We start from the raw sequence: 23982 nt of genomic DNA on the forward strand, positions 1-23982 counted from the left end.
CTGCGGACATGATGAAGCATCCTGGCTTCGGCGCGATGCTGGCGCGGTTGCTGGACGATAGACACCTTGGCGTGCAGGAGTTGGCCGACCGGGCTGGGTTGACCGCAGACGAGATCCACGCGGTGCTCTCAGGGGAGAGCCCAGGCGAGAGGCCGCTCCGAGGGCTTGCGTCCGCACTGGGTTTCCACGCCGTCGATCTGTTCATCCTCGCGGAGTTGGTGGTCCCTGAAGATATGGCACCGTTGGACGCCACGGCCGCGAATTGGGTGGCGAGCACAGTGACGGATGCAGTGCGTCTCCCCGCGGCGAGACGCCGTGAACTTCTGCGGCTGATCCGCTCACTGCCGCAGGATGAACGGCGATCCAGCTTCACCCCGAAGCCGCTCATACCCCTCGCCGGCGGACCGGGCGCTTGGGTGATCCGCATGCTTCAGTACCGCAACCTGAACTGGATGGGCATGGCGAAGACGCTTGCGTTCGTGACGCCTACATACCTCTCGGCGGCCACGTACGGCGTGATCGGCTCCGGTCGTAAGGAGCTGACCCCGCGCTTGGTGACGGACTTCGCTGCCGTGCTGGGGATCGGCGCCAGTGAACTGGCCGCCCTAACGGGCGTCATTCTGCCTGTGAAGCCACCCTCTCCGTCCCCTGAGGTCGTGGACACCGCGGCGCTGCTGTGGGAGGCGCGACGGCTGTCCGCCGACCAGGCCCGACACGTTTCCGAGCTGGCAGGCTCTCTGCTCGGCATTTCCCGCCCATAGTTCGCATCGAGAGGGCCATCAGTGCAAGGAACAGGCCCCCCACGCCCCCAATCTACGACCCCCAGGCCACACTTGGACCCGTGACCGTCAACGATGGCAGCGGGGCAATCGACCCCTGGGCACTCCTCCTGGAGACGGACTGGAGCAGCGTCGACCACTGTTGCCCTAACACAGCCCCGGCGACCCCCGTCATTCTGGCAGGGCTACTGGATGACGACGAGGATGTTCAACGAACCGCCGTACACAACCTCGGCCAGGCCGTGACCCACCAGAACAGCATCTATGGCGCCACCGCCCCGGCCGCTCGCTTCGTGACCGCCATCCTCGGCCACCCCCGAACGATGACCCTTGGGGTCTACTTCCACGAGGAGCGCCGTCGGCCTGTGCGCGCGGCACTCCTGCAATGGCTAGGTGACCTCGCTGACGACGCAACCTACGACGAAGACGGCCCTGGCGAACCTGACGACGTCGCCGCCGTGCGTGCCATCCTCCCGCTGATCTACGAAGCGGCGCGGCCGTACCTTACCGATACGGACCCTCTGATCCGGGAAGCTGCGGTGCACGCAGCTGCGATGACGCTCGCCGCGCCCGAGCTGGCCGTACACATCCCGAAGCTCGTGCCACTGGTACGCAGCACGCTAAGCACCAGCGAGTACCGGGGTTACCGATACCTCGCCAAGCGGTGCCTCGTGACCTGGGGTGTAGAGCCCGGCCCCCTACCCGACCCGCGGATCTCAGGTCCCGACCCCTGGGCGGACGGCTACTCCGACGACCCGCCATTCTGAAAGCGGTGATCGACGGGATAACCGCACTTGTCAAGACCACTCACGGCGGTTGACACCAGCGACTGACACCAACAAGCGCGGACATCAGCGGTCGGCGTCGGACCTCACTGGACCATCTGCCGAGGGCAAGGACCGGTTGGCCGACGTCGACGGTCCCAGGTGATCGACCTGATAAGGATGAGGCTAGATCTCAAAGCCTGTGCCAGCGTGGGCGTCGTCATCGAACGATTGACGGCGCCCCGTCGGCTTGACGCAGTCACGTACGTCGGATGACCAGCACGGTCACGTCGTCGAGGTGACCCACCGCGACCGCGGCGTCGAGGATGCGGTCGGCGGTCTCCTCGGTGTTCAGTCCGTCGTGGAGGGCCGCACCGGCCAGTGTTCCGGCTCGTTCCAGTCCAGCTTCCAACGTGAGGCCCGGTCCTTCGACCACTCCGTCAGTGACCATGACCAGCGCACTGCCCTCGTCCAGGGTGAAGGTCCCCTGACAGTACTGGGTATCGGACAGGACTCCAGGACCGGCCCGCCCGGCAGTTCGTGGATGCTGTAGCTGCCGTCCTTGCGCGCGCACAGCATCGGCACATGGCCGGCGCTGGCGCCGGTGCCCCGTCCGTCGTGCGGGTCGAGATGCAGCATGGTACAGCTGGCGAATCGTGCCGCACCCATCCTGACGAGCAGCCCGTTGATGCACGTCAGCACGGCTGCGGGATCCGGTTCGTGGGTGGCGATGGCGCGTATGGAGACGCGCACCTGTCCCATGAGGGCGGCTGCTTTCTGGTCGCTGCGATCGGTGAATGGCTGTGACAGGCCCGGGGTGTCTGCCTCGCATGCCATGCTGACCGCGATCAGTGGAGCGGGCGAGGGGAGACACCACCGATGGGGGCCCGGTACTACGGCGCTGACAGTGAGAACGGCGACCGCATCGACGACCCGTCCGAGGATGCGCTGTTCATGATGATCAGCGACCTCAACGACTCCGACAACACCTTCGTTGTCGTCCAGCCCGATGAGGACGACCCCATCTGGTTCGCCTCGGTGGCGGTCCTGGACACAGGTGGCTACGAGGTCGTTCGTCGCGATGCCAGCCGTCGCGAGCACGACGTCACCACCTCGGCCAGCATCAACGACATCGCCCGCGAACTCACCATCTGGATGGCCGCCCGTCACTTCCGCGAACGGCCATCCGAGCAGGTCACCGACTTCTAAACCATGGCCTAGCCGAAGAGGCTGTGCTTCGCCGTCGGCGGTTCTTGGCTGTCCGTCAGATAGCGTCGTCGGAGGCGAGTGAAGGCGGCGGGGCTGGGGCGGTGCGGGAGGAGTTCCTTGATGCGCTGTGCGCATTCGCGTGGGCTTGCCGTGCTGGTGTCGCATTCCACGTCGTAGTCGCCGTGGGCGTGGACCAAGTCGTATTGGTGCGCCGCGAGGCCCGGCGGGCGGTCGCCCCGGGCCAGCTCGCGGCGGGCCAGCTCGTCCAGCGGGCAGTGGACGCCGACAAACAGTACGTCCTCGGGCGGCAGCACCGTCAGGCAGTCGAGCAGTCGCCACGGCTCGCTCAACACATGGTCGACCACGATGTCGTTGCCCACCTCGGCCATGGCCGCAATCGAGCGGTGGAAGCCCATCCTGGTCCGCCGCAGCGCGGCGTCGAGCTCCTCCGCCCCGAGCTCCCGCTTGCTGCGCATCGCGTTGAAGCTGTCGACCGCCAAGTGGAAGAAGACGCCGTCATTCAGGATGTCCAGAAGCTCCCGGGCGATGCTTGACTTCCCTGAACTGGAGGTGCCATTGAGGAAGATGATCCGACCAGATGTCATATCGGCATGGTCACATGGTGCCGTTCCGGCTCCGCGTCGAGGCCCTGTTCTCGTATACAGCCTCGACTGGTAGGCGCGCATGTTCAGGTGTCGCGTAATCGCTGGCGGCCGCCCGTCTCGGCCACTCTGCGTTGCAGGTTGGCATGACCGCTGTCCCGACGTGATCGCCTGGGGCCATCCAGCGCAGACGCCGCCACAACGCAGGACCGAGCCCTGGCTCATCGCGCGGCAGCGTGGTCGAGTGGCTGCTGTGCCGGACGGCGCGTCCAATGCCAGCAGCTCCATGCAGTCGTCGAGCCGCGGGCCCCACTCCTGGGGCGCCGCCCGCTCGCACCTGGACCGGCTGGGTTGTCAGTCTGGTTGGTCGGTGAGGGTGGCCAAGGCCTGGCGGGCTCGGATGGTGCCGTGGTGGTCATGGCCGAAGTGGGTGCGCCAGGCGTCGTGGGTGGTGTGCAGGAGTTCGGCTGCCTCGTCGTTCCGGTTCAGGACTGTCAGGGCGGTCCCGAGTATGGTGGCGGCCTCCAGCGCGCGGTGGTGGGCGGGGCCGAGCCGGCGCTCGCACTGGCTGAGGCAGTGTTGGACCTCGTGTTCGGCGTCGGCGGGCCGGTCCAGGGCGAGCAGCGCCGCGGCTCTGGCCAGATGGATCGCGCTCAGATCGTGCGCCAGCGCGTCGGCGCCCGGACCCTGGTCGAAGATGTCCTGCGCCTGATCGACGGCGGCGAGCGCCTCCTGAGCCCGGCCCTGACCGGTCAGCGCCCGGGCCGCACCGAGGTGCAACACCATCAGGAACCTGCCCTGGCGCTGTCGGCGTGCGTCGTCGAGCACCGGGAGCAGTAGGTGCTCGGCCTGTTCGTAGTAGCCGTGGAGTGAGAGGCTGAAGGCCAGGCCGTTGGTGACGGCCAGTGGCAGCAGGATCCGGTGGATTCCTTCGGTGCCGCGGGCGGCGCTCTTCAGGGTGCCTGCTTCCGCGACGACTTCCTCGTGCAGGCCGAGGTATGCCAGGTGCTGGAGACGGTCGCTGCGGCCCTTGAGGACCAGCCAGTAGTCGGAGGGAGCGGTGCGGGCGCGCGCCGCCGCCGTGACGGCCAGCAGGTTGGCTGCCTCACGGTGGCGGCCCAGGTCGCCGAGGACAAGGGCCAGCACATCGTGTCCGTCACGCCCGTCGAACCTGCCGGGCACCGGCTGGGCGTCGATCGCGGACCTGGCCTCGTCCTCCGCTTCCTGCAGGCGGCCCTGCGCGCGAAGCGCCTGCGCGAGCAGGGTGCGTGCCGACGCCACCAGCGGGCCCGTCCCGCCCGCGGCGGCCTGCAGGACCCCGCGCAGTTCCGGCTCCGCGTCCGCCCAGCGCCGCTGCCTGCACAGGTACTCGCTCGCCTCCAGTCGGCGGTTCAGCCGCCGACGCTCCCACCAACCCACCGCTTTTCCTCTCCCAGGGCAAACGCCGACGAGCATAAGCCCGGCCACGGCGTCGGGTGCCGCGGCCCGGTCCCTGGCGCAATTCGTGCCCTGTGGTAAGTCGGGTAATGACCTACTGGGGTCGGTAAACTGGTAGGCCCACATGTTCAGGTGTCGCGTATTCGCGGCCGAGTCCAATGGGGCTCGCGCTGAGTGATTAGCGCGGGCCCGGCTGAGAGCTACCGCTGTCTGGCGCGGACGTCGTGCGAAGGCGCCCGTCCATTCCAGAAGGAACCGAAGTAGCTCTTGCTGTCAGGGGAAGTCCGGGCATTCCTCGGCAAAGCCCTGCGAGACGGGCTGCCATGCGCCGTGATCTTCACGCACACTCAGCCGGTCCGCCTCCTCGGCGGTGTCGCTCAGCTGAGCGGTGGTCAAGGGGACAGCAGCAGCGAAGAGCCGCCCGAGGTGGCGGCAGTGCAGCACCGGGCGGAACTCCTGCGAGTACGGCTCATCGGCGACCGCGAAGAGGTCGGGCAGGGTCCAGCCCAGCGGACCGGCTATGGCACATAGCTGCTGCCGCCGGTGCGGACTCGGCTCCCAACGCCACACCATCCCGTGCAGCGTGCTGAGAGACAGTCCCATGAACGGCAGTTCGTGAATGCCGAAGCCGCGATTGCGGATCAACCCGCCGAGCACGGCGGCGAACCTGGTCTCGGCGGGGCGTCGGGACGGCCAGGCGGGCTGTACGAAGGCTCCTGGAGCGTCCACGCGGGGCAACGAACGGACGAAGGTCTCCAGCGCGACCAGTTGCGACGAACACGCTCTGGCAGGCAAGTTGGAAGGGGATGGTGCGCTCGATCGCGGTGCGGGTGCGGCTGCGCGCATCGCCAGTGCCGAGCAGGCCCTTCCCGTGATTCGACGGCGTGCGCGAGGGCGTTGAGCCCGCTTGTCACCGACATGCCGATCGGCAGGCCGGTGGTGAGTTCCGGGTCGCGGCTGTCGTCTACCGCCCCCATCGGCCAGTGGGCCCGGGTCGTCTTTCGGGGTGCCACACAGCGAAGCCGGCTCCGGGATACGGTCCTCCAGTTGCCGACGGCGCGAGCCATCGGTGTCGCCGATAGGAGTCTCAATGCCTGACCTTCGCGCCATCGACCTCAACCTGCTGGTCGACCTCGATGCGTTGCTCACCACGCGGAACGTCACTAGCGCCGCGCGTCAGCTGAACTTGAGCCAGTCCGCGATGAGCGGATCGCTCGCCCGACTCCGCAAGCTCTTCGACGACCCGTTGCTGGTCCGCAACGGTCGGAAGCTCACCCCCACAACGAGGGCGGAAGCCCTCGCCGAACCGATCCGCGAGATCTTGAGCCAGGTGCGGGACGTGCTTACCGATACCGAGGCATTTGATCCAGCGACGGCCCATCGCACGTTCTCGATCAGCGCCTCGGACTACGCCACCGCCGTCTTGCTTGCGCCGATGCTGCGCACTCTGTCGACGGAGGCTCCACACATAACGATCAACGTGCGGCCGCGGTCCGACGACGTCCGCACGCTGCTGCATGATGATCGCGTCGACCTTGCCATCGAGCCCCGTGAGCTGATGGCGGAGACCGCGCTGCCGAACGCTGTGCTGTTTCAGGACCGCTGGATGTGCATCATGGACGCCTCGGTTCGGCCAGATCCGGATGTGCCGATCGACGTCGCAAGCTTCCTTGCACTACCACACATCTTGTACTCGATCGGACCGGGCCTGCAGCTCAACCACGCCGACCGGCACCTCGTCAACCAGGGGCTCAGCCGGCGAGTCGAGGTCACGCTCGAGAGCTTCCTGCTGGTGCCGCTGCTGATTCGGGGGACCGAACTGGTCAGCTTGGTACTCGAACGGTCGGCTCGGCTTCACTCTCTTGAGGGGCTGTTGCTCGTCGAGCCGCCGGTTCCAGTTCCCGACATCAACGAAGCGATGTACTGGAACCCGCGGCATACCGGTGACCCGGGCCATACCTGGTTGCGCGACAAGCTGCTCAGCGCGGCCGGGGAGCTCTCAGCCACGTCGTCCGAAGCAATCGTGGGAAGTCCTGGCCCACGGCCGGCCACGGCCTGATCGCCGCGCTGCGTGATCTTCGGTGGTTGTCCCGGCGCTTTCGGAAGGAGCGGCCAAAGAGCAAGAGCGTTTTCTCCCGCCGGTCGTGTTTGGTTCCAGGGTTAGGTGCACCGTCAGTTCGGGGTGGATTCACGTGCGAGGCGTCGACTTACGAGATCGATCACCGCGACGTAAGCATTCAGCGTAGTTGGAGTGAGTAGTGGTTGTGGGTGTCCGGTGACCGCGCGGTCGCCAGCCGGCGGGGTGAGGCCAGGGCTGCGGGTGGCAGCCAGTTTCTGCCCCTGAATACGTCGCGGAGTCCCCCGAGAAAGCAGCCGGGGCTGATCGCTGTGGACCTGGCCGCCGTCCATGAGCAACGCCGCGCGCTGGAAGCGCAGATCACCGAATCGCTGGGCCCTGAGTAGGGTCGGGGGCTGGAGACGGAGCCCTCACGGGCCACCGCGCCAGCCCCCGACCCTACTCCGGGAACGCGCATCAGGACACGGCGACCGGCAATGAGGAAAGCGACCGCGTCATGTTGTTGAGCTCGTCGCGTCGAGGCGGGCCCTGAAGCTCGATGTGCTTGACGCGGCGGGCCAGGGCGTCGAGGACCGCGTGAATCTCCAGCTTCGCTAGACCCTGCCCCGCACACGCGTGGATGCCGTAGCCGAAGCTCAGGTGATCAGCCGCGTAACGTCGGACATCGAAGCGGTCTGGATCTGGGTACTGCCGTTCGTCGTGGTTGGCTGACCCAAACAGCAGCAGTACCCGCTCGCCCTCCTCGAGCCTGTAACCTTCACGGACATACGGCCTCGTGAGCACGCGGGCGAACAACGGGATGGGCGCCTCGACGCGCAGGACCTCGTTGATCGCGGACTGGATCAGGCTACGGTCGCGGCGCACCGCCTCCCATTGATCGGGAAAGCGGGCAAAGAGCCAGACTGCGCTCGCGAGCGTGCTGATCGTGGTATCGAAGGCGGGAATGGAGTACCCCGCCATCAAGGGGGTTACAGCCTCCCGAGGGATGTCGCCGCGCGCGGCCGCATCATGGATCGCGGTGGCAAAACCGCCGGCACGCATGCGATCGGGGGTACACGACTCAGCAAGCCAGGCGAACATCTCACCGGCAACCGGCAGAGCCCGCGCACTGCGGGCGTTATCGGGGCCCATCGCGTCGAAGGTAGAGGAACCCCACCGCAGGAGCTGCTCGCGTCCCTCCTCGGGGAAGCCAAGCAGATCGAGGACAATTGACACGGGAAAGGTTCGCGCCAGGTCTGTGACGGCGTCGAACCTACCCCGAGCGACAAGCTCACCGACGAATCGGTCGGCCTTCTCGGCGATCGCGGGCCGTAGCTCCGCCAGCGCCCGTGGAGCGAGCCGCGAGCTAAGCACTGAGCGCAACGAGGTGTGGTGTGGTGGATCGGAGTTGATGATGGTCCCCGCCATCGCGGCATTGATCGCCGGATTGAGCGCGACACCGGACGCGGAGGAGAAGGTCTCCCAGTCCTCGAGTGCCGCGCGGACCGCGTCGTAGCGAGTAAGCGCGGCAAACCCGTACCGTGCCAGCTTCACCACCGGACCGATATCACGCAGAACCCTCAGCAAGGGATACGGATCAGCGAGGGCGTCGTCGGCGAAGAGATCGACGTCGCTCTCGGGTACGGGTCTGGTCTTCTCGTCGTTGATTGTCACGCTCGACTCCAGAAACGAAATTTGGTTCTTGCTCTTCGGTGGCTGCGTTTCTTTGGACGCTTGCTGTTAGCCCGTTGCTACGCGTCCTGGCCGATCAGGCTCCGCAGCTTGCGACGCGAAATCCGATGATTAATCGCGGCGACGGTGCACAGGTCACCTCGACGCCACCGCAGCAGCGCGGAGCGCTGCCCCAACTCCCCGGCCAGGGCCTCGGCCGTGCCGTACACCGGGAGGGGGCCAAGGATATTGACGGTCATCCCAAACGCCTCGGTCCAAACGAACTCCGACGACGTGTAGGGCGCCACCTCATCACCCCGGATCAGCGCGGCGCCAGCAACTCGGGCCTGGTCCAACGCGGCGGTCCAGAACGGTGTGCGGGCTCCGCCACCCATGCGGACAACGTCACCGGCAGCCGAGATGTCGGCATCCACCCGGCATCGGCCATCGACGAGGACGCCCCCGTCGACAGGGATTCCCGAGTCAGTGAGCCAGTCGGTGTTCGGGCGGCACCCGATCGCAGTGACTACCAGGTCCGCCTCGAGCGTAATACCGTCCGCCGTGCGGACTGCATGCACCGGGTCTCCCTCGAGCGTGACCTCACCGACGCAGCACCGCACATCGACGCCATGCGTTCTCGCGGCGCGGGTCAGGAACGCCGACATCTCGGGGCCCAGGCCCGACGCGAGACCGTTTTCGCGCGCGAGAACGGTCGTACTAAGTCCGGCCGCCACGCACGCCGAGGCCAACTCGAGCCCTATGAAGCCTCCCCCGACGATCACCACGGAGTTGATCCGATGGAGCGTTTCTCGTAGAACCAGGGCGTCGGACAGCGACCGCAGCACGGTCTCGCCCCGTCCGTCGGGCCTGAATGTTCGGGCGCGGGCTCCGGTGGCAATGACGAGCTTGTCGTAGCACACAGTCTCCCCACCCGACAGGTGGACCTCGCGCCTGGACCGGTCCAGCCCGAGCGCGCGCACGCCCAGGTGGAGCGCAATGCCCTCCCGAGGCGATGGCAAGGACACGTCTTCCGCGGTGCTCGTGCCGTGGAGCAAGGCCTTCGATAGGGCGGGGCGGGTGTAGGGCGGGTCACTCTCCTGCCCGATCACGGTGATCGGTCCGTCGTGGCCGGCGTTCCGGATCGCCTCGGCTGCGGCCGTACCCGCGGCGGAGGCGCCGACTACAACCACGTTCGTGGCGGTCACCGACTCAGCTTGATCGCCGCGACGGGACACGCCCGCGCGCCGGCAGCTGCCTCGGTGGCGAGCTCCTCGGGCACCGTGGTGTAGAGCAGTTCGACGTCGGAGTCGTCCGGCAGCCGGTAGACGGTGGGCGCAGCTTCCTCGCAGAGCCCGTACCCTTCGCATCGGCCCTGCTGGAGTGACAGCTCCATTGCTTTCACCTCCATAGTTCTTCGGCGAACGCAGCCTGTGATCGACAGCGGTAACCCGCCGTCGGAACGAATTGAGATGGTGGTTGTGAACGCTATGGCGACCTGCGGCAAAAGGTCCAACAGGTAGCTGCGATATGTGGCATCGGCCAAACCAATGAATAAGCCGTCGAAGCCCCGCTAAAAGCTGTCCCGCAATGCGCATGAGGTGGCAGGGGTAGGCGTGGGAGCAACCGCCATACTCGACGTGTGACGATCACGGATGTGGACGATGTGCTGCCAGACCCATGGGATCTGTTGGCGGGGGCCGACTGGGCTTCACTCGAACATGCACGTGGATCGGCCGTAGGAACCCCTGCTCGGCTGGCCGGACTGTTGGCGGACGACGCTGGCACACAGGCCAGGGCACTGCAGCACCTCAACGACCCGGTGCATCACCAGAACACGATCTGCTCCGCGGCCGTGCCTGCGGCAGCGTATGTGGCGGCGATCCTCAGCGACCCGAGCACGGGCACCGTTGTGGTCGACGGTGACGGCCGAGCCCTGCCGCTGCGCGCTGCCTTGCTGGACTGGGTGACGTCGGTGGCCATCGAGGTCGACAGCGAGGCAGAGGCGCACATGGCAGGCGCGGGGTTTTGCCTGGAGGAGTATCCAGAGTCCGTCCAGGTCCGGGCACTGCGTCCCGGGCTCTTCCAGGCTGTCTCTGCATTCCTCCACGCACCGGACCTTGCTGTTCAGGAAGCGGCCATTGCTGCGGCTGTTTCGCTCCTGGACGCCCCGGAGCTCGTTCAGCAGCGCGCCCTTCTTACGCCGCTGGTCCGTGATGTGTTCGTCTGCAGCGACAACCGCTCGTACCGCTTCATCGCCGGCCGTGGTCTCAAGTCCTGGGGAGAAGACACAGGTTTGCTGCCTGACGAGTGAACTCCCGGCCTGGAAGGAGGAACACAACGCCTCACACCGCAAAGTCCGCGCCCGCGTCGAGCACGCCTTCGCCCGCATGAAGACCTGGAAGATCCTGCGTGACTGCCGCCTCAAGGGCGACGGCGTCCACCACGCCATGCTCGGCATCGCCCGCCTGCACAACCTCGTCATTGCCGGGTGACGCAGAAATCAGCAGGCCACCTGGCACGTCATAGATCATTTACGGGACAGCTTTTAACCAGAGCGGCTGGCTCGTACTGGCCCACGACCACTACGGCGGCACGGTGCGGGGATCAGCTCGTCATGCAAAACCACGGTCAGTCCGAGCTGGCGCCCTGAAGCGGGGGGTTGCCTCGCAACCGGCTCAGCCCCAAGCCTCGCAGTGACGAGATCGGGCCGAAGTAGCCGGTGGCGGTGGACGCGAGGAGAGGGGCGGCCCCCTTGCCCAGGGCGCGGTGAATGGGGGCCGCCCAGGCCCTGGCCGTCCTGTCGTAAGCGCAAGGCACTGTGACGTTACGACGAAGATCCAGTCTGCGCCGCTTGAACGTGTCTTTCGGGTGAGCGCGGCGCTGCGCGCGGTCCGGGAACCATCCAGCCAGGCTGATGTCCGGCCTGCTGGCCTCATGTCGGCTGACGATTGGGGGGAGTGGGCTTCCACGGCTGGCCAATTTCGATGAGGAAGACGCTGCCCAGGGCGGGCCCATCTGCATGCGCGGACACAGCGCGGTTCGGCACCGGTGTGCGGTCGTTGCCGTCAACTCCGCCGATGGCTGAGCAACAACCGCAGTGCGTCTCCTGCCTGGATCGCTGCGGTCGAATCGTCGTCATCGTTGGGCGCTGGCGAGGAGCGCGAGAACCTTGGGCCAACCCTGCTCCTGTGCGGCGGCGTCAGCGGCGCGGCTCCCGCCGAGATTGAGGGCCCGGCCGGTGCGGGGGTCGACCGCGGTGATGCCCGTTGCAAGGTAGGGAAAGGTCCCTACCTGATGCCCTGCCCCTGGGTATATGAGGGTCTGATGAGGGTGATGGTCGTGGTTGTCGTTCAGCTGGGCAGCGATCGCTTTGGCGAAGGCGGGGGACGCCCACAAGGCGTCGTCAGCGCCGGCGATGGACAGCAGCGGCCCACTGAGATGGTCCAGGGGGATTGTGCTCTGGAAGATCGGCTTCCCTTGGTAAGTCCAAGCGTTACCGTCCGGGATGCCTGAGACGACGGTGGAAGAGGGCGAGTACACGACAGCTCCATGGACGAGATGGGGGTAGGTCTCGGCCAGGAGCAGGGCGGCTTCGGTGCCGCGCGAATAGCCCATCGCGATGATGTGGGCAGGATCCGTGGAAGGCTGGGATGCCAGCAGGTGCGCAGCGGTCGCGAAGTACTCCAGCGGGATGTCCTGCAAAGTTGCCGGGAGCCCCGGCGCGCGGAAGTAGCCCAGCGCCAGCGTGGGGTAGCCGTGGGAGGCCAGCAGAGCGGCCTCGAACTGCATGCCGATTCCGCCTTCCGATCCGCCGAAGGCCAGCACCGCCGGATGGCGCGGGGTACCCGGAGGGGGCAGAAACAGCTTCCCGAGTACTTTGTCGTGCGGCAGGGACAGGTCCTTGCTGTGGACCCCCGGCCTTGCCCATTCGCGGGTGAGGGTACGGCCCGCCAGCGAGCGCCCGTGCGCGGTGACGCTGATCCGCACCTTGTACGAGGGAGCGAGATCGGGGTACAGGGGGGCGAAGAATGATAGATCGGGATCGCTGGAGGGCGGCTTCATCGACCAGAACACACCCATGCCGTCGACCCTGTTGTAGGTCCCCGACGCCGGCCGCGACGTGGTGAGGTCGACGACACCGCCGTCGTCCGCGGTGAAGGTTGCCTTTGCTCCCCAGACCTGGCCGTTGTACGCGGTCGCTGAGGAGCCCACGGCGACCTGGTCATGCGGTGCGAGGTCCGTGATCCTTATGTGTATGGGTTGATCGGCCAGGGCTACTGGCGCGTCCACGTCGATGACGGCCCGGGTACTGACAGGCGCCGCCGATGAACACCCTGCCGCCCCCCACACGACCATCAAGGACATCGCTATGCCCCAGGCCCACCGCAGTGGCCGCTGTTGAGACACCTTGCCCCCATCGCCTCAGGAATGATCCACTAGGTCTGCCACTGGTGGCTGCGGGAGTCAAGGCGGCGCGAAGTCGGCAGGCTCGACTCGGCCATGATCGCGAGATGGACGGACAAGGCCTGCACGCCGCCGACACACAAACCCGCCCCGAAGCATCCGTGCGGCATGTGCCGCTGCCCACCGAGGCTGGCCCGCTGCAGCGCCTCTACGGCAACCCCACCCGCGTGATCGCCGAACGGGAGGCCGCCGGCGGCCCCGTGCACACCAGCCGGGCCTCGCTGAGCGTGCGGATATGGGAGAAACACAGCGGTGAACTGGCCCATCCTCGCCCGCCGCAAGGGCTACACCGCGGTGACGCTGCCACTGCCGGCCGAGCTGGAGGTGTTGCGCGAGCTGCACGACAAGGTGGTGGCGCAGATGACGGCCCACAACGTCGCTCGACAGCCGCGGACGAAGCGCCAAAACGGCTGAGAGGGCAGAGCGCGCAGTCTTTCTCCCGGGCAGGGAGCGTCGACGCCCACGAGCAACAGCCGCACCTCCCAGACAAGATCACCGCACCCTGGTGTGTTCGCGGGCCGCCGTACGTGCTGGTCAGGCGCCTGACGGACACCGTGGCCCAGCATCGGGATCGGGCGATGCCCGGTCGGGTCACGGCAGGGTGAGCACGATCTTCTTACCGCCGGCCCGTCCGTAACCACCCGGGCGAACGCAGCCGGTCCCTCACTCAGCGGCAGGGGTTCCGGTGCGAGTTTCAGGGTTCCCGCGGCGACCTGCTTCGCCATCTGGACAAGCTGCGCGGCGTTGGGCTCAAGGTAGAGGTGCACCCGGACCTTGGGTCGGGCCGGGGCGTACTGCTCATCCGACACGATCCACAGCGGCCAACCGGACGCTCACTCCCGTCTCAGACATGGCGATCATCGCGCACCGACCTCATGTCCGCATGCTGTGATTCAGCTTCAAGACGGCTCCGGAGCCGCGATCTCAAGGTGCGTCAGGGTGCAGGCGGAGCGGAGGCGGTGGGCACGGGTGCGCCAGTCTCCGAGCCTCCGTACGCCCGGGGGTGGGCGGTAGGAGGACCTCCAGGTGGGGCAGCATGTGCCCAGTTGTCGCTCGTTCGTGAGGAGACGTCATGGGTTCCATCCGCCGCGCCGTGCCGCCGGTGCTGCTCTCCTTTGTGCTGCTGGCGGGTTGTTCATCCGGTTCACACTCCGGGCCGGACACCTCGAACAAGGGCGGAGCGTCGGCGGCGGGGCCGGCGGGTAGTGGCGTGCCCGCCGGTACGGGGAAGATCCCGGTGGGTGCGGGGCCGCAGACCACGTACACGGTGCAGCAGCAGCCGCCCGCAGGCAGCTGTCACTACCGGTACGAGAAGGGCGAGCCCCTCGAAGACCGGTCGTGCACGCCGGGTGCGATCTCGCCGGCGGTGACGCAGGCGAACCTGGCGTCGACGATCTGCCGCAAGGGCGGCTACACCAAGAACATCCGGCCGCCGGAGGTGATCACCCGCAAGGAGAAGGCGGCCAACGCCGCCTCCTACGGCTACAAGGGCAGCCTTGGGGACGCCGAGTATGATCATCTTCTTTCGCTTCAGCTCGGCGGCGACCCGAACGACGCCCGCAATCTCTGGGTAGAGCCGGCCGATCCGGGCCACAAGCCGGGCAGCGGCATCAACAACAAAAAGGACCCGGTGGAGACCAAGCTGCACACCGCGGTCTGCTCCGGCAAGGTGACCCTCCAAGCCGCGCAGCAGGCCATTGTCAGCGACTGGACCACTGCGCTCAGTCGGCTGGGGCTCGGCTGAGGCCACAGTTTCCGGTCACAGGAGCCGAATCCGGGCGTGCTGACCACCCTGGATCTGGTCTAACAGAGCTGCCAGCGGCTGCTCCTGACTGGCCGCCGCACGTGGCGGGCCGTGACAGCAGTGCCGAGCTGGGCTTGGGTGATCACTATGCGGTAGAACGGAATCCATGTGATCGTGGACGGTCATGTCTAGGCAGGGGGAGATGCGTGTGGGGATGCCGCCGGACCTGAAGGTCATCGCCGAAGGGATGATCAAGGCCTCGATGGGCATGGTGACGACGGTCATGATCGGTGCCCGGGACACCACGATCGCTCTCTTCCATGAGTTGGACCGGCAGCACGGCATGGCCGGGGACGACGACGCCAGCCATGCGTTCGCCAAGGTGTACAAGCCCGCGGCGGCCACGACGCTGGACAAGATGGGCTTCAGCGCCTACGTGATGGGCGAGACCGGCAAGGGCCTGATGCGCAACGCGCGTGAGTTCATGGCCCGGGAGAGCAGCGTCGCCTCCGCGATCCTGGGCAAGCAGGTGGATCTGACCGCCGGCATGGGAGATCCGGGGGCGGACTGCCCTGAGAGCTTCATCGACCGGGGGCAGGATCTGCCCGAGGTGGTCGGTGACACGGCCTGGTACGACCAGTACGCCCCAGCAGGGATGAGCGACCGGTTTCGAGGCTCGCCGGACAAGCTGCGCGATGTCGCCACCTCGTGGCGGGCCGGCGGGAAGATGATGCTGCGCTTCCTGGAGGACGCGCAGGTCTACGCCCACACCGCGGACAAGGCGCATTCGGGGCAGGCCGCGGACGCCTTCCGCTGGTACTTCAAGAACTTCGTCGGCTTCGCGGCCCCGCCGGAGCAGGCCAGCCCTGATGAGACGCTGGTCGCCAACCTCGTGGCCGCCTGCAACCAGCTCGCCAAGGCCTGTGACCAGTACGCCGACCACGTCGAGCGCGCCCAGAGGCAGATCCTCGACGACAAGGCCAACATCTTCCACGTCGACATGCCGTGGGACTCACCGATGTTCGGCGGCAACGGAGACGACGGCGGGCTGCTGAACCTGGTGCTGGACGACCCGTGGATCCACCGCCTCGGCGACGTCGCCCACGCTCTCGACACATCACAGAAGCGGGTCAAGCTGCCGCACGGCCAGGACCAACCGCCGGGCTGGCCCGGCGGGCCGCCACTGCTCCCGGTACCGGTGCCGAACCCTGTGCCGGTCACGATCGCCTCATATCCCGGGCAGATCCCCGGCATCCTGCCCATGGTCAACCGGGTCGACCCGGCCATCCCTGCCCAGGACCCGATTCCACCGGAACCCGGCACCACTCGTCTGCTCACCCCGGCCGAGCAGACGCAGTTCCGAACCTGGATGAACTCGCTGAACACCGGAGGCTTCGCCGGCGGCGGAGGCCCGGCCAATCCGAACAACGCCTACCAACTGCGTACCGCAGGGTATCCCGAGAGGGAAGTCCCCCTGCCCGGACGCACGCGCGGGCTGATGGTGGACGGCATACGTCCCGCGGACGGCTACCTGGTGGAGGCGAAACACGTACAGGACCCCGACTGCGCGAAGCGCAGCTTCCGTAGCATCGAGCGGGTCAACGAGACTCTGGCCAAGCCAGTCAAGGTCGATGACAAGGGCAACGTGAAGTGGGACCCGGTGGTCGACGGCATGTACCGGGGTGACGAGACAGAACTCCGGCGGTACCAGAGCGCGATGGACAATCCCGCGAACCGGGAGGTCCGCGGCCTTGAGATCGTGACCAATGGCAAGGACAACGCGGCGTACTGGGAGTCGATGATGGCTATGACCGGCGTCACCGGGTCCGCACGATACGTACCCTGAGCTTGAAGGATTTCCCGTGGCAGACGAGTACAGCCCGAGGTCGAACTTCGTCTTCGCTCCCCCCGAGAACAATCCCGGAGCGTGGCAGGCCAACCTGGAGATGTTCCGCGACGCACTGCACCGAGCGTTTCCTGGGGCCTTCCTGGAAGCTACGGTGTCCTCCTTGCGGAGCGTGCCTGTCCTCGATTTTGAGATCGAGGCGGCGCCGGGCGTCTTCGTAGCCGGTACGGCAGCCATGCCCGCACCCGACTACGCGCACATCACCCTCATCGACGTGACCGTCGGCGAGGCGGCCTTGTTCGCCCAGTGGCTTCGTGACTCCTTCGTGCCCTCACCGGCCAGTGTGCGGTTCCTGAGCAGCTTCGTCATGGCCAACGGGGTGGAGACTCCCTCTGCGCTGCCTGCGACGGGTAGCGCGTCCGAGATCGAGGCCGTCTTTCGTCAACACCTGGCATCTGCCGGGACCGAGTGACCCTGGCCGGTACACCGACGGGCCGCAAGCCCGTGCCCGTGCAGTACCACCAGTTCCAGATCGCGGCCTGGAAGCCAGGGCGGCAAGCGCGGACAGGACGGCCAGCATCGTCCGCACCGGGTGGGTGAGACGCAAAGCGGCTTCCTCTCGAAGACCACAACAGCGGTCGTGATCACCGTAGCGGCTCCATGAGGCCGGCTGCGGGGGCGTTCACCACTGTGTCACCCGCGCGGGCCGTAAGGTCAGACCGTCGGACGCTCGCCCGTACCTTGACGGGTGGAACAGGAAGCCGTCCCACGGCCCGGACTGACGGGCGTTGACCCCGAATCTTGGACACGGGCTATGCGGCTGGTGTCAGCGTAGTTGGTGCTGTTCGGGAGGCGGTTTCGTAGGCGATCGGGCTGCGGTGTCCGAGGCTGGAGTGACGGCGTCGGGTGTTGTAGCGGTGTAGCCAGCGGAACGCGTCGAGGTGGGCCTCGCGCTCGCTGGACCAGGTCTTGCGGCCCTGGAGCGTCTCGCGTTTGAACGTCGCGTTGAATGACTCGGCGAGTGCGTTGTCAGCGCTGGAGCCGATCGCGCTCATCGACTGCAGGACGCCGGCCCTGCGGCAGGCGTCGGAGAATGCCCGGCTGGTGTATTGGGCTCCGTGGTCGGTGTGCAAGACCGCTCCGGCGAGGCTGCCGCGGGTGCGTTCGGCGGCGGCCAGGGCGTCGGTGACGAGACCGGTGCGCATGTGATCCGCGATCGCCCAGCCGGCCAGGCGGCGCGAGGCGAGGTCGATGACGGTGGCCAGGTAGAGGAACTTCCCGCCGTCCACAGGGAGATAGGTGATGTCGCCGACGTACTTGGTGTTCGGTTCACTGGCGGTGAAGTCGCGGCCGATCAGGTCCGGCGCCTTCACCGCGGCCGGGTCCGCAACCGTGGTGCGGTGCCTGCGACGCAACCGCACGCCCGCCAGGCCGATGCTCCCCATCACACGCGCGACCCGCTTGTGGTTGACCCGCTCGCCATCCCCGCGGAGCTCGGCGGTAATCCGGGGGACGCCGTAGGTGCCGTCCGACTCGCGGTGCACGGCCCGTATCCGGGCGGCCAGGCGGGCGTCGGCTGCCTGCCGGGCCGCCCGGTCTTCGGCCGTCCGGCGCCAGTAGTAGAAGCTGGAGCGGGCGATGCCCAGGATGGCGCACAGCCGCTTCACGCCGTAACGGCGCTGGTGGTCGACGACGAACTGGAAGCGGTTCACCAGCGCGTCTCCCCGGCGAAATACTTCGCAGCCTTCCGCAGGATTTCGCGCTCCTCCTCCAGTTCACGGACCTTCTTCCGCAGAGCGGCGTTCTCTGCCTCCAGCGGCGTGGGCGGCTCGGCGGGCGCCTCCGCCTGCCGCCCCCGGGGCCGGCTCGCGCCAGCCGCCCGGACCCAGTTCCGCAGGGTTTCGGGGTTGATCCCCAGATCGGCAGCAACCTGCCTGATCGTCGCGTCGGGCCGCGACTGGTACAGCGCGACCGCGTCCGCCTTGAACTCCGGCGGATAGTTCTTCATGACCACGAGATGTCCGTTCTCAGATCCTCAGGATCCAGTGTCTCGTGTGTCCAAGATCAGGGGTCAAGGCCCGACTACCGTCACGCGCTCACTGCAGTAGGCGTTCCAAAGCACCCTGGTGATCGGAAACCCACTGATACGCCCTTTGGACTTCCCTCACCACCCCGGCATCACGAAGCCGGATCATGGCGACGTCACCCGCGTCGGCCTCGGCCTCGATGCCCCGCCAGCACCGGTCCTGCCACCATAAGTCCGTGGACACAAGACGGTGCCGGTCCGACACTTCGTAGCTGTCAACAATCAGCCTCATGCGCCGGGCCGCCTCCCCGACATCGACCACGGCAGGGCCGAGACCGAGGTACTGCCAGCAGAAATGAGCGACGTCATGGATCCGGGCGCCCGGCGCTGCCAGGTCCCAGTCGATGAACGCCACCGGCCGAAGCGAGCCACTGACCAGCCGATAGACCGTGTTCTTGGGCGACAGGTCGTTGTGACACACGACCTCGTGCTCTCCAGCCAGAGCAGTGCCGGCAGTCAGGTCGTGAAACTCGCGCACCAGCCGGGCGACCGCCACCAGACTCTCGTCCGACGACACGGCGGCAGGCTGTCGCGGCTCGCACGCCACATGGCCAGCAAGGTAACTGAGCACTTCGCGGCCCTTCTTGTCCACGCCGAGGTCCCGCGGAGCTCCGCTCCAGCCACCGGCTTCGAGCGACCTCAGCAGATCACCCACAAACCTCGTGCGAGCAGAGGCCGGACGGTGCACTGTGTCCCCGACACGCACGACGGCATTGACGAAACCTCCCGGCAAGGACGACTCAGGCATCCCTCCACCCTGCCCGATCGTTACCTCGAATTCTCAATAACTTGTTCTCGTCGGGCCCTGGTGCGCTCGCGGCCAGCTGAACGTCTACACCCGTGACAGGTACTCGCGGCGGGCGGTGACCAGGGTGTGCCACCACTGGCGGGTGGCCTCTTCGCCCCCGGCATGGGCAAGGTCCTGGCCGCGCTGGCCCTGTTCCTCCACTGGGGACGCGGGAAGCGAGGCCCGACCGAAGGTCTCCCTCGTCGCGGCACAGCAAGCCATCGCCACCGACTGGACCACCGCGCTTAGTCGGCTCGGGCTCGGCTGAGGCGGCGGTTTCCGTCCGCAGGGGCCGCTCCGGCGTGCGCAGGCTATGGCGGCTTGTGGCAGGGAAGCGGAGCCGACGGCCTGACGGACGTTTCCAGGCCGATCAGATCGGCCTGGAAGTGGCTGGGCGTGTTCGTGCGGTGACGCTTGCCGCTGGTCGCAGCGTTGCTTCACGGTCGAACCAGGTGCTATCTCTGGCTGATTTGGATCAAATTGGGATGCATCCTCTGTGTCGGGCGTGCTTGTATGCCGCCAACGCGACGGGGGTGGCGTGGAGTTGCCATAGCAGCCCCCTGTCGACTGCGTTCAACACAGGGGGTACAACTTGAAATTCAGAGCGCTGCTCACGACCGGGGCTGTGGCGCTGGGGCTGCTGGGAACGGCTGCTCCGTCTGCCGTGGCTGACCAGCCCGGTGGTGCCGGACAGCTTCGGGTGACCGTCGGCTCGGCCCAGTCCCAGGTGAACGGTCTCGCCCGACCGGGGTCCAACGCCACCTGTACCGTCAACAAGATCACGATCAACCGGTACAGCGAGTGCGAGTGGGTCACCATCCACGTCGACGTCATCAAGGTCATCGACGGTAAGCCTGAAATCGAAGGCACCGTCGACTTCGACGTCAAGCACCAGATGGCCCTGAACGCGAAGTCGGCCAACTGGTCGGAGAAGTTCACTGTCTCCAAGGCGAAGACCACCCGGGCCGGCGCGGGCGTGGCCGTCGACATCGCGGCCGCTTCCGGTGGCGGCACCAAGGCTACGGTCCACTTCTCGCAGGGCCACATCCTCAGCAGCGGCCCGGCGAACGGCAGCGTCAACTACACGACCGGCCCGATCGCCAAGAAGAAGATCAATCCCAAGGCGAAGACCCACTACACGTACACCTTCACCAAGCCCGGCTACACCCCGGGCACCACCGGCTACGACTCCGTCGTCTACCGGTGCGACAACTTCTTCGGCACCACCACCGGATGCGCCATCCCCGAGGTGCCGACCGGTCTCGCCCTGCTCGAACAGCCGCGTATCAACGAGGGTATCCGCGCGCTGCGCGCCCGCGGCGGTCACTACGGCGACCCGAACGGCGGCAAGCCTCTGCACTGGATGATCAACGACAAGCAGAAGGCCAAGAACCGCGGCGCCGTGTGCAACCTGACTGTCCCGCCGGACATGAAGCGCGCCGGCCGTACCTCGTGCGATGAGTACCCTTTCGCCTCGACCTACGAGGGCGGCACGAACCTGCCGGCGAGCCAGCGCACGATCACGTGGGTGAACAAGCAGGAGAACAACAGCCAGGGTGGTGCCATCACCACCTGGCGCCGCCAGTTCCACGTCATGGATCACGACCCCTTCTACGTGATCGTCTGACCCTGGCCACTGGGTGTGCTACACCGTGGGGTGTCCTTCCCCGGGCATAAGGGGAGGGGCACCTCTCGGTGCTCAAAGTAGGGGGCGATTGATGCTGGTGCAGGAGTCGGTGTTCACCGTCGACCTCGGTGAAGACGGCTACATCTTCGGGTTCGCCGAGCACGACGGCTACCCGGCCCAGATGCCGTACGGGTGGCGCTGCGGACCCGTCGACAACTCCAGTGTTGTGGTCCTGACGACCACCGACACAGGCCCCTTGCAGATGACAGTCCAGGTCCATGACAGCCGTCCCGAACCGGAAGCCGGCAACCAGTGGGAGCCCGCGGAAGAGGTCAGCCTGCTGTGCGATGGCGAGCCCATCCACCTGGAGCTCCTCGACCCCGGCAACGTTACGGACGCATGGCCCGAGGACCAGCCCGCTATCCGGATGCCGCCCTCACCTGACCCACAGCAGTGGGTGAGGATGCGGATGTACTGCCACGCAGACGACCACGAGCCCGGCATCGGGGACCGCGGCGAGCGCCACCTGATCCAGCTGTGGCCCGCCCAGCCCACCGACCCTGTACACCCGCCCATCAGCGACGAAGACCTCCAGGCACGCACCGAGTACGCCACCGCCATGGCACGCCAGACTGAGGAGTACGGGGTCGACTACACGGTGCATCTGAGGGGCGACGACCTGGGCGGCTCTTGAAACGGGTCAACGGTCAGTGCGCCGGCAAAGTCATCGCCGCACACCCCGACGACCTCGAAGCCGCCCTTGCGGAGTACGAGCAGGCTCTCTTTTCCCGCAGCGCCCGGTTCGCCGCCGAATCCGACAACAACCACCAGCTCATCTTCGGCGACAACGCCCCGCCGGCTTGCTCAACCTGCTCACCGGCCAAGAGCCGACCGAGTGAGCAGAGCCCACAGATCCGCGATCGTGAGCCGCAGGCGTCGGTCTGGCCGCCCTCACGGCCAGCACCCGCACGGACAAGCCGCTGCTGACGTTGAAGGGGTGAAGCGGCCGGACGGCGCCGACTACGACGACGCTCCGCCCATGGCCAGCGCGGTTCGCGCCAGCCCGCGCAGCCAGGCGTGGGCGTGGTCGGTGTCGTAGCGCTGATGCCATGACAGGTATATCGGTGCCGACGGCAGTTCGAGCGGGAGGGGGAGCACGACCAGGCCGAGGTCGGCGACTGCTGACCGTGTGGTGGCTTCGGGGACGCTGATCAGGAGATCGGAGCCGCGCGCGAACTCCAGCGCGGCCGCTTCTGTGGGCGCGGTCGCCACCACGCGGCGGGTGAGGCCGAGCCGCGCGAGGGCGTCGTCGAGGGCGTTGCTGAGGTTTCCACGTCGCGAGACGGTGACGTGCTCAGCGGCGGCGTACTGCTTTGCGGTGACGGTCCTGACGCGAGTGAGGGGGTGCCCCTGCCTCACGACGATGACGAGACGGGTCTCGCCCACGTTCTCGGCACGGATGTCCGGTGCGCTCGGGCGGTGGGCGTTCGCCTCCAGGTCGACCTCGCCGCGCCGCAACTCGGGGGTGTCGATGCTGGATTCCGCGATGAAGCGCAATCGCACGCCTGGCGCCTCTTCACGCACGGCCGAGAGCAGTGTGGGGCCGCTCAAGGCGACCAGGGAATCGTGCCAGCGGAGTGTGAAGGTGCGCTCCAACGTTGCCAGATCGAGTTCACGGCTCGGTGCCAGCACCCCTTGGACCTGGTGCAGCAGCTCGTGCACCTGTTCCCGGACGGCGATCGCGTACGGCGTCGGGGTCATCGTGCGGCCGGTGCGCACCAGGATCTGATCCCCGGTCGTGCGCCGGATTCGGCCCAGGCTCCGGCTCATCGCGGGGGCGGTGACATGCAGACGTGCGGCCGCCCCGGCCACACTGCCCTCCTCCAGCAGTGCGTCGAGCGCGGCCAGCAGGTTCAAATCCAATTGCATGTGAGTAATCCTAGTCGTGCTTTACATGCATTTGAAGTTAATCAAGGGGCTGTATACCTTCGAGACCAGAGCGCACAGTTCGGCTCGAACGGCCCATCACCTCCTTCTCAAAAGGGAGTTCACCATGTCCGAAATGCTTCAGACCACTGACGTCGCCGCCTCCGACGCCGACCTGCTCGGCCAGACGGAGATCGCCGTGCGCGCGGCCGGTTCGGTGCTGCGCGAGCGCTTCGGCGATGTGGTCCGCTACCAGACCCGCGAAGAGCTGATGCGCGCGCTCGCCGCCAACGACGCCACGGCCCTCGACATCCTGCGCCCCCGCCTCACGCGCCTACGCCCGGACGCCGGCTGGGTGGAGGACGAACTGGACGGCGGGGCGCTGCCGCCAGGCGAATGGTGGGTCGTGGATCCGGCCGAAGGCAACGTCAACCACCTGCACGCCCTGCCAGAGTGGGCGGTGACCGCCACCCTCGTGCGTGAGAACCAGCCGGTGCTCACCGCGGTCCACCTGCCGTTGACCGGCGAGACCTACACCGCGCTCACCGGCGGGGGCGCCTACCTCGACGGCCGGCCGCTGCACGTCTCCCAGACCGCGGACCTCGGCCTGAGCATCGTGGCCACCAGCCAGGCCCGGCCGGACGAGGACGAGAAGGTCGTGCGGCGCGTCGGCTCCTCGATCACCGCGATGCTCTTCGACGCGCTCGTCGTCCGCACCGCCGTGCCCGCGACCCTGCACCTGCTGAACGTGGCCGCCGGCCGGATCGACGCCTTCTGGCAGTTCGCCGGCGCCCGCGCGGACCTGCTGCCCGGGGCGCTGCTCGTCACCGAGGCCGGCGGACAGATCTCCGACGCCGAGGGCCGCCCCTGGACCCCGCAGAGCGAGAGCCTCCTGGCGGCCGCGCCCGGCGTCCACGCCGAGGCCGTCGCCACACTCTCACGCTGACCACGCACCACAACCTGCACGCACGGAAGGACCAGATC

22 protein-coding genes and 2 pseudogenes are annotated in these 23982 nt (G+C 67.2%); 13 read left to right on the forward strand and 11 right to left on the reverse strand.

Annotation, left to right across the window (positions count from 1 at the left end; translation table 11 throughout):
• Positions 1 to 8: 8 nt before the first annotated feature.
• On the forward strand, positions 9 to 761 hold the full coding sequence (locus ACWCQS_RS21110) for a hypothetical protein (protein ID WP_450984434.1): 753 nt from the start codon (positions 9 to 11) through the stop codon (positions 759 to 761).
• 80 nt (positions 762 to 841) lie between these two features.
• Positions 842 to 1546 carry a hypothetical protein gene (locus tag ACWCQS_RS21115; RefSeq protein WP_451005833.1) on the forward strand — a complete coding sequence of 235 codons (705 nt, stop codon included), beginning with the start codon at positions 842 to 844 and terminating at the stop codon, positions 1544 to 1546.
• 256 nt (positions 1547 to 1802) lie between these two features.
• Here ACWCQS_RS21115 and ACWCQS_RS21120 read toward each other — a convergent pair.
• A pseudogene (locus ACWCQS_RS21120) lies at positions 1803 to 2380 on the reverse strand (PP2C family protein-serine/threonine phosphatase).
• A 42-nt stretch (positions 2381 to 2422) separates the two neighbouring features.
• Here ACWCQS_RS21120 and ACWCQS_RS21125 point away from each other — a divergent pair.
• Entirely contained in the window at positions 2423 to 2752 is a 330-nt protein-coding gene (locus ACWCQS_RS21125) for a hypothetical protein (protein ID WP_451005834.1), read from the forward strand.
• 8 nt (positions 2753 to 2760) lie between these two features.
• Here ACWCQS_RS21125 and ACWCQS_RS21130 read toward each other — a convergent pair whose 3' ends face one another.
• The 3 genes from ACWCQS_RS21130 to ACWCQS_RS21140 form a co-directional block, all read right to left on the reverse strand.
• On the reverse strand, positions 2761 to 3357 hold the full coding sequence (locus ACWCQS_RS21130; RefSeq protein ID WP_451005835.1) for a chloramphenicol phosphotransferase CPT family protein: 597 nt from the start codon (positions 3355 to 3357) through the stop codon (positions 2761 to 2763).
• 351 nt (positions 3358 to 3708) lie between these two features.
• Positions 3709 to 4773, reverse strand: coding sequence for a tetratricopeptide repeat protein (locus tag ACWCQS_RS21135; protein WP_451005836.1), 1065 nt, complete (start codon positions 4771 to 4773; stop codon positions 3709 to 3711).
• Between the two features lie 291 nt (positions 4774 to 5064).
• Positions 5065 to 5520 carry a hypothetical protein gene (locus ACWCQS_RS21140; protein ID WP_451005837.1) on the reverse strand — a complete coding sequence of 152 codons (456 nt, stop codon included), beginning with the start codon at positions 5518 to 5520 and terminating at the stop codon, positions 5065 to 5067.
• Between the two features lie 361 nt (positions 5521 to 5881).
• Between ACWCQS_RS21140 and ACWCQS_RS21145 the strand changes: the two genes are divergently transcribed.
• Entirely contained in the window at positions 5882 to 6850 is a 969-nt protein-coding gene (locus tag ACWCQS_RS21145) for a LysR substrate-binding domain-containing protein (protein ID WP_451005838.1), read from the forward strand.
• A gap of 474 nt (positions 6851 to 7324) precedes the next feature.
• Here the strand turns inward: ACWCQS_RS21145 and ACWCQS_RS21150 are convergent, their stop codons facing one another.
• From ACWCQS_RS21150 to ACWCQS_RS21160, 3 genes are all read right to left on the reverse strand, one after another.
• Positions 7325 to 8521, reverse strand: a complete 1197-nt coding sequence (locus ACWCQS_RS21150) for a cytochrome P450 (RefSeq protein ID WP_451005839.1) — start codon at positions 8519 to 8521, stop codon at positions 7325 to 7327.
• A 77-nt stretch (positions 8522 to 8598) separates the two neighbouring features.
• Positions 8599 to 9723 carry an NAD(P)/FAD-dependent oxidoreductase gene (locus ACWCQS_RS21155; protein WP_451005840.1) on the reverse strand — a complete coding sequence of 375 codons (1125 nt, stop codon included), beginning with the start codon at positions 9721 to 9723 and terminating at the stop codon, positions 8599 to 8601.
• The gene (locus ACWCQS_RS21160; protein ID WP_153546330.1) at positions 9720 to 9911 is read right to left on the reverse strand and encodes a ferredoxin; all 192 of its coding nucleotides are present in this window, start codon (positions 9909 to 9911) and stop codon (positions 9720 to 9722) included. The genes ACWCQS_RS21155 and ACWCQS_RS21160 overlap by 4 nt, the downstream gene beginning before the upstream one ends.
• A 246-nt stretch (positions 9912 to 10157) precedes the next feature.
• Here ACWCQS_RS21160 and ACWCQS_RS21165 point away from each other — a divergent pair, with 246 nt between their 5' ends.
• Together ACWCQS_RS21165 and ACWCQS_RS21170 are read left to right on the forward strand one after the other, a co-directional pair.
• Positions 10158 to 10829 carry a hypothetical protein gene (locus tag ACWCQS_RS21165; RefSeq protein WP_451005841.1) on the forward strand — a complete coding sequence of 224 codons (672 nt, stop codon included), beginning with the start codon at positions 10158 to 10160 and terminating at the stop codon, positions 10827 to 10829.
• Positions 10825 to 11010, forward strand: a pseudogene (locus ACWCQS_RS21170) (transposase); the annotation flags it as partial. The gene ACWCQS_RS21165 and the pseudogene ACWCQS_RS21170, both read left to right, overlap by 5 nt.
• Before the next feature lie 643 nt (positions 11011 to 11653).
• Here ACWCQS_RS21170 and ACWCQS_RS21175 read toward each other — a convergent pair.
• The gene (locus tag ACWCQS_RS21175; protein WP_451005842.1) at positions 11654 to 12883 is read right to left on the reverse strand and encodes an acyl-CoA thioesterase/BAAT N-terminal domain-containing protein; all 1230 of its coding nucleotides are present in this window, start codon (positions 12881 to 12883) and stop codon (positions 11654 to 11656) included.
• A gap of 351 nt (positions 12884 to 13234) precedes the next feature.
• Here ACWCQS_RS21175 and ACWCQS_RS21180 point away from each other — a divergent pair, with 351 nt between their 5' ends.
• From ACWCQS_RS21180 to ACWCQS_RS21195, 4 genes are all read left to right on the forward strand, one after another.
• Positions 13235 to 13396 carry a hypothetical protein gene (locus ACWCQS_RS21180; protein ID WP_451005843.1) on the forward strand — a complete coding sequence of 54 codons (162 nt, stop codon included), beginning with the start codon at positions 13235 to 13237 and terminating at the stop codon, positions 13394 to 13396.
• A gap of 658 nt (positions 13397 to 14054) precedes the next feature.
• Positions 14055 to 14726 carry a hypothetical protein gene (locus ACWCQS_RS21185; protein ID WP_451005844.1) on the forward strand — a complete coding sequence of 224 codons (672 nt, stop codon included), beginning with the start codon at positions 14055 to 14057 and terminating at the stop codon, positions 14724 to 14726.
• Positions 14727 to 14910: 184 nt separating this feature from the next.
• Positions 14911 to 16572 (forward strand): restriction endonuclease fold toxin-2 domain-containing protein, encoded by a 1662-nt coding sequence (locus ACWCQS_RS21190; protein ID WP_451005845.1) that lies wholly within the window; start codon positions 14911 to 14913, stop codon positions 16570 to 16572.
• A gap of 16 nt (positions 16573 to 16588) precedes the next feature.
• On the forward strand, positions 16589 to 17044 hold the full coding sequence (locus ACWCQS_RS21195) for a hypothetical protein (RefSeq protein WP_450983491.1): 456 nt from the start codon (positions 16589 to 16591) through the stop codon (positions 17042 to 17044).
• A 340-nt stretch (positions 17045 to 17384) separates the two neighbouring features.
• Here ACWCQS_RS21195 and ACWCQS_RS21200 read toward each other — a convergent pair.
• Together ACWCQS_RS21200 and ACWCQS_RS21205 are read right to left on the reverse strand one after the other, a co-directional pair.
• Positions 17385 to 18586 (reverse strand): IS3 family transposase gene (locus ACWCQS_RS21200; protein ID WP_451005846.1). Its coding sequence is split into 2 segments (ribosomal slippage): positions 17385 to 18295 and positions 18295 to 18586, totalling 1203 coding nucleotides; the frame shifts between segments, so codons are not numbered across the junction.
• An 82-nt stretch (positions 18587 to 18668) separates the two neighbouring features.
• The gene (locus tag ACWCQS_RS21205) at positions 18669 to 19250 is read right to left on the reverse strand and encodes a phosphotransferase (protein ID WP_450983490.1); all 582 of its coding nucleotides are present in this window, start codon (positions 19248 to 19250) and stop codon (positions 18669 to 18671) included.
• 859 nt (positions 19251 to 20109) lie between these two features.
• On the opposite strand from ACWCQS_RS21205, the gene ACWCQS_RS21210 reads away from it, so the two are divergent.
• Positions 20110 to 21072 carry a NucA/NucB deoxyribonuclease domain-containing protein gene (locus ACWCQS_RS21210; protein WP_451005847.1) on the forward strand — a complete coding sequence of 321 codons (963 nt, stop codon included), beginning with the start codon at positions 20110 to 20112 and terminating at the stop codon, positions 21070 to 21072.
• Positions 21073 to 21163: 91 nt separating this feature from the next.
• Positions 21164 to 21766, forward strand: a complete 603-nt coding sequence (locus ACWCQS_RS21215; protein WP_450983488.1) for a hypothetical protein — start codon at positions 21164 to 21166, stop codon at positions 21764 to 21766.
• A gap of 326 nt (positions 21767 to 22092) precedes the next feature.
• Here the strand turns inward: ACWCQS_RS21215 and ACWCQS_RS21220 are convergent, their stop codons facing one another.
• On the reverse strand, positions 22093 to 23001 hold the full coding sequence (locus tag ACWCQS_RS21220) for a LysR family transcriptional regulator (protein WP_451005848.1): 909 nt from the start codon (positions 22999 to 23001) through the stop codon (positions 22093 to 22095).
• Between the two features lie 124 nt (positions 23002 to 23125).
• Between ACWCQS_RS21220 and ACWCQS_RS21225 the strand changes: the two genes are divergently transcribed.
• On the forward strand, positions 23126 to 23944 hold the full coding sequence (locus ACWCQS_RS21225) for an inositol monophosphatase family protein (RefSeq protein WP_451005849.1): 819 nt from the start codon (positions 23126 to 23128) through the stop codon (positions 23942 to 23944).
• Positions 23945 to 23982 lie beyond the last annotated feature (38 nt).

The sequence above is a fragment of the Streptomyces sp. NPDC002076 genome (assembly GCF_053593835.1).

Excerpts from the sequence above, each read along its gene's own strand:
- ACWCQS_RS21160 (WP_153546330.1), bottom strand. The coding sequence starts at position 9,911 with ATGGAGCTGTCACTCCAGCAGGGCCGATGCGAAGGGTACGGGCTCTGC.
- ACWCQS_RS21185 (WP_451005844.1), top strand. The coding sequence starts at position 14,055 with ATGGGTTCCATCCGCCGCGCCGTGCCGCCGGTGCTGCTCTCCTTTGTG.
- ACWCQS_RS21220 (WP_451005848.1), bottom strand. The coding sequence starts at position 23,001 with ATGCAATTGGATTTGAACCTGCTGGCCGCGCTCGACGCACTGCTGGAG.
- ACWCQS_RS21145 (WP_451005838.1), top strand. The coding sequence starts at position 5,882 with ATGCCTGACCTTCGCGCCATCGACCTCAACCTGCTGGTCGACCTCGAT.
- ACWCQS_RS21125 (WP_451005834.1), top strand. The coding sequence starts at position 2,423 with ATGGGGGCCCGGTACTACGGCGCTGACAGTGAGAACGGCGACCGCATC.
- ACWCQS_RS21130 (WP_451005835.1), bottom strand. The coding sequence starts at position 3,357 with ATGACATCTGGTCGGATCATCTTCCTCAATGGCACCTCCAGTTCAGGG.
- ACWCQS_RS21110 (WP_450984434.1), top strand. The coding sequence starts at position 9 with ATGATGAAGCATCCTGGCTTCGGCGCGATGCTGGCGCGGTTGCTGGAC.
- ACWCQS_RS21215 (WP_450983488.1), top strand. The coding sequence starts at position 21,164 with ATGCTGGTGCAGGAGTCGGTGTTCACCGTCGACCTCGGTGAAGACGGC.
- ACWCQS_RS21175 (WP_451005842.1), bottom strand. The coding sequence starts at position 12,883 with ATGTCCTTGATGGTCGTGTGGGGGGCGGCAGGGTGTTCATCGGCGGCG.
- ACWCQS_RS21190 (WP_451005845.1), top strand. The coding sequence starts at position 14,911 with ATGTCTAGGCAGGGGGAGATGCGTGTGGGGATGCCGCCGGACCTGAAG.
- ACWCQS_RS21225 (WP_451005849.1), top strand. The coding sequence starts at position 23,126 with ATGTCCGAAATGCTTCAGACCACTGACGTCGCCGCCTCCGACGCCGAC.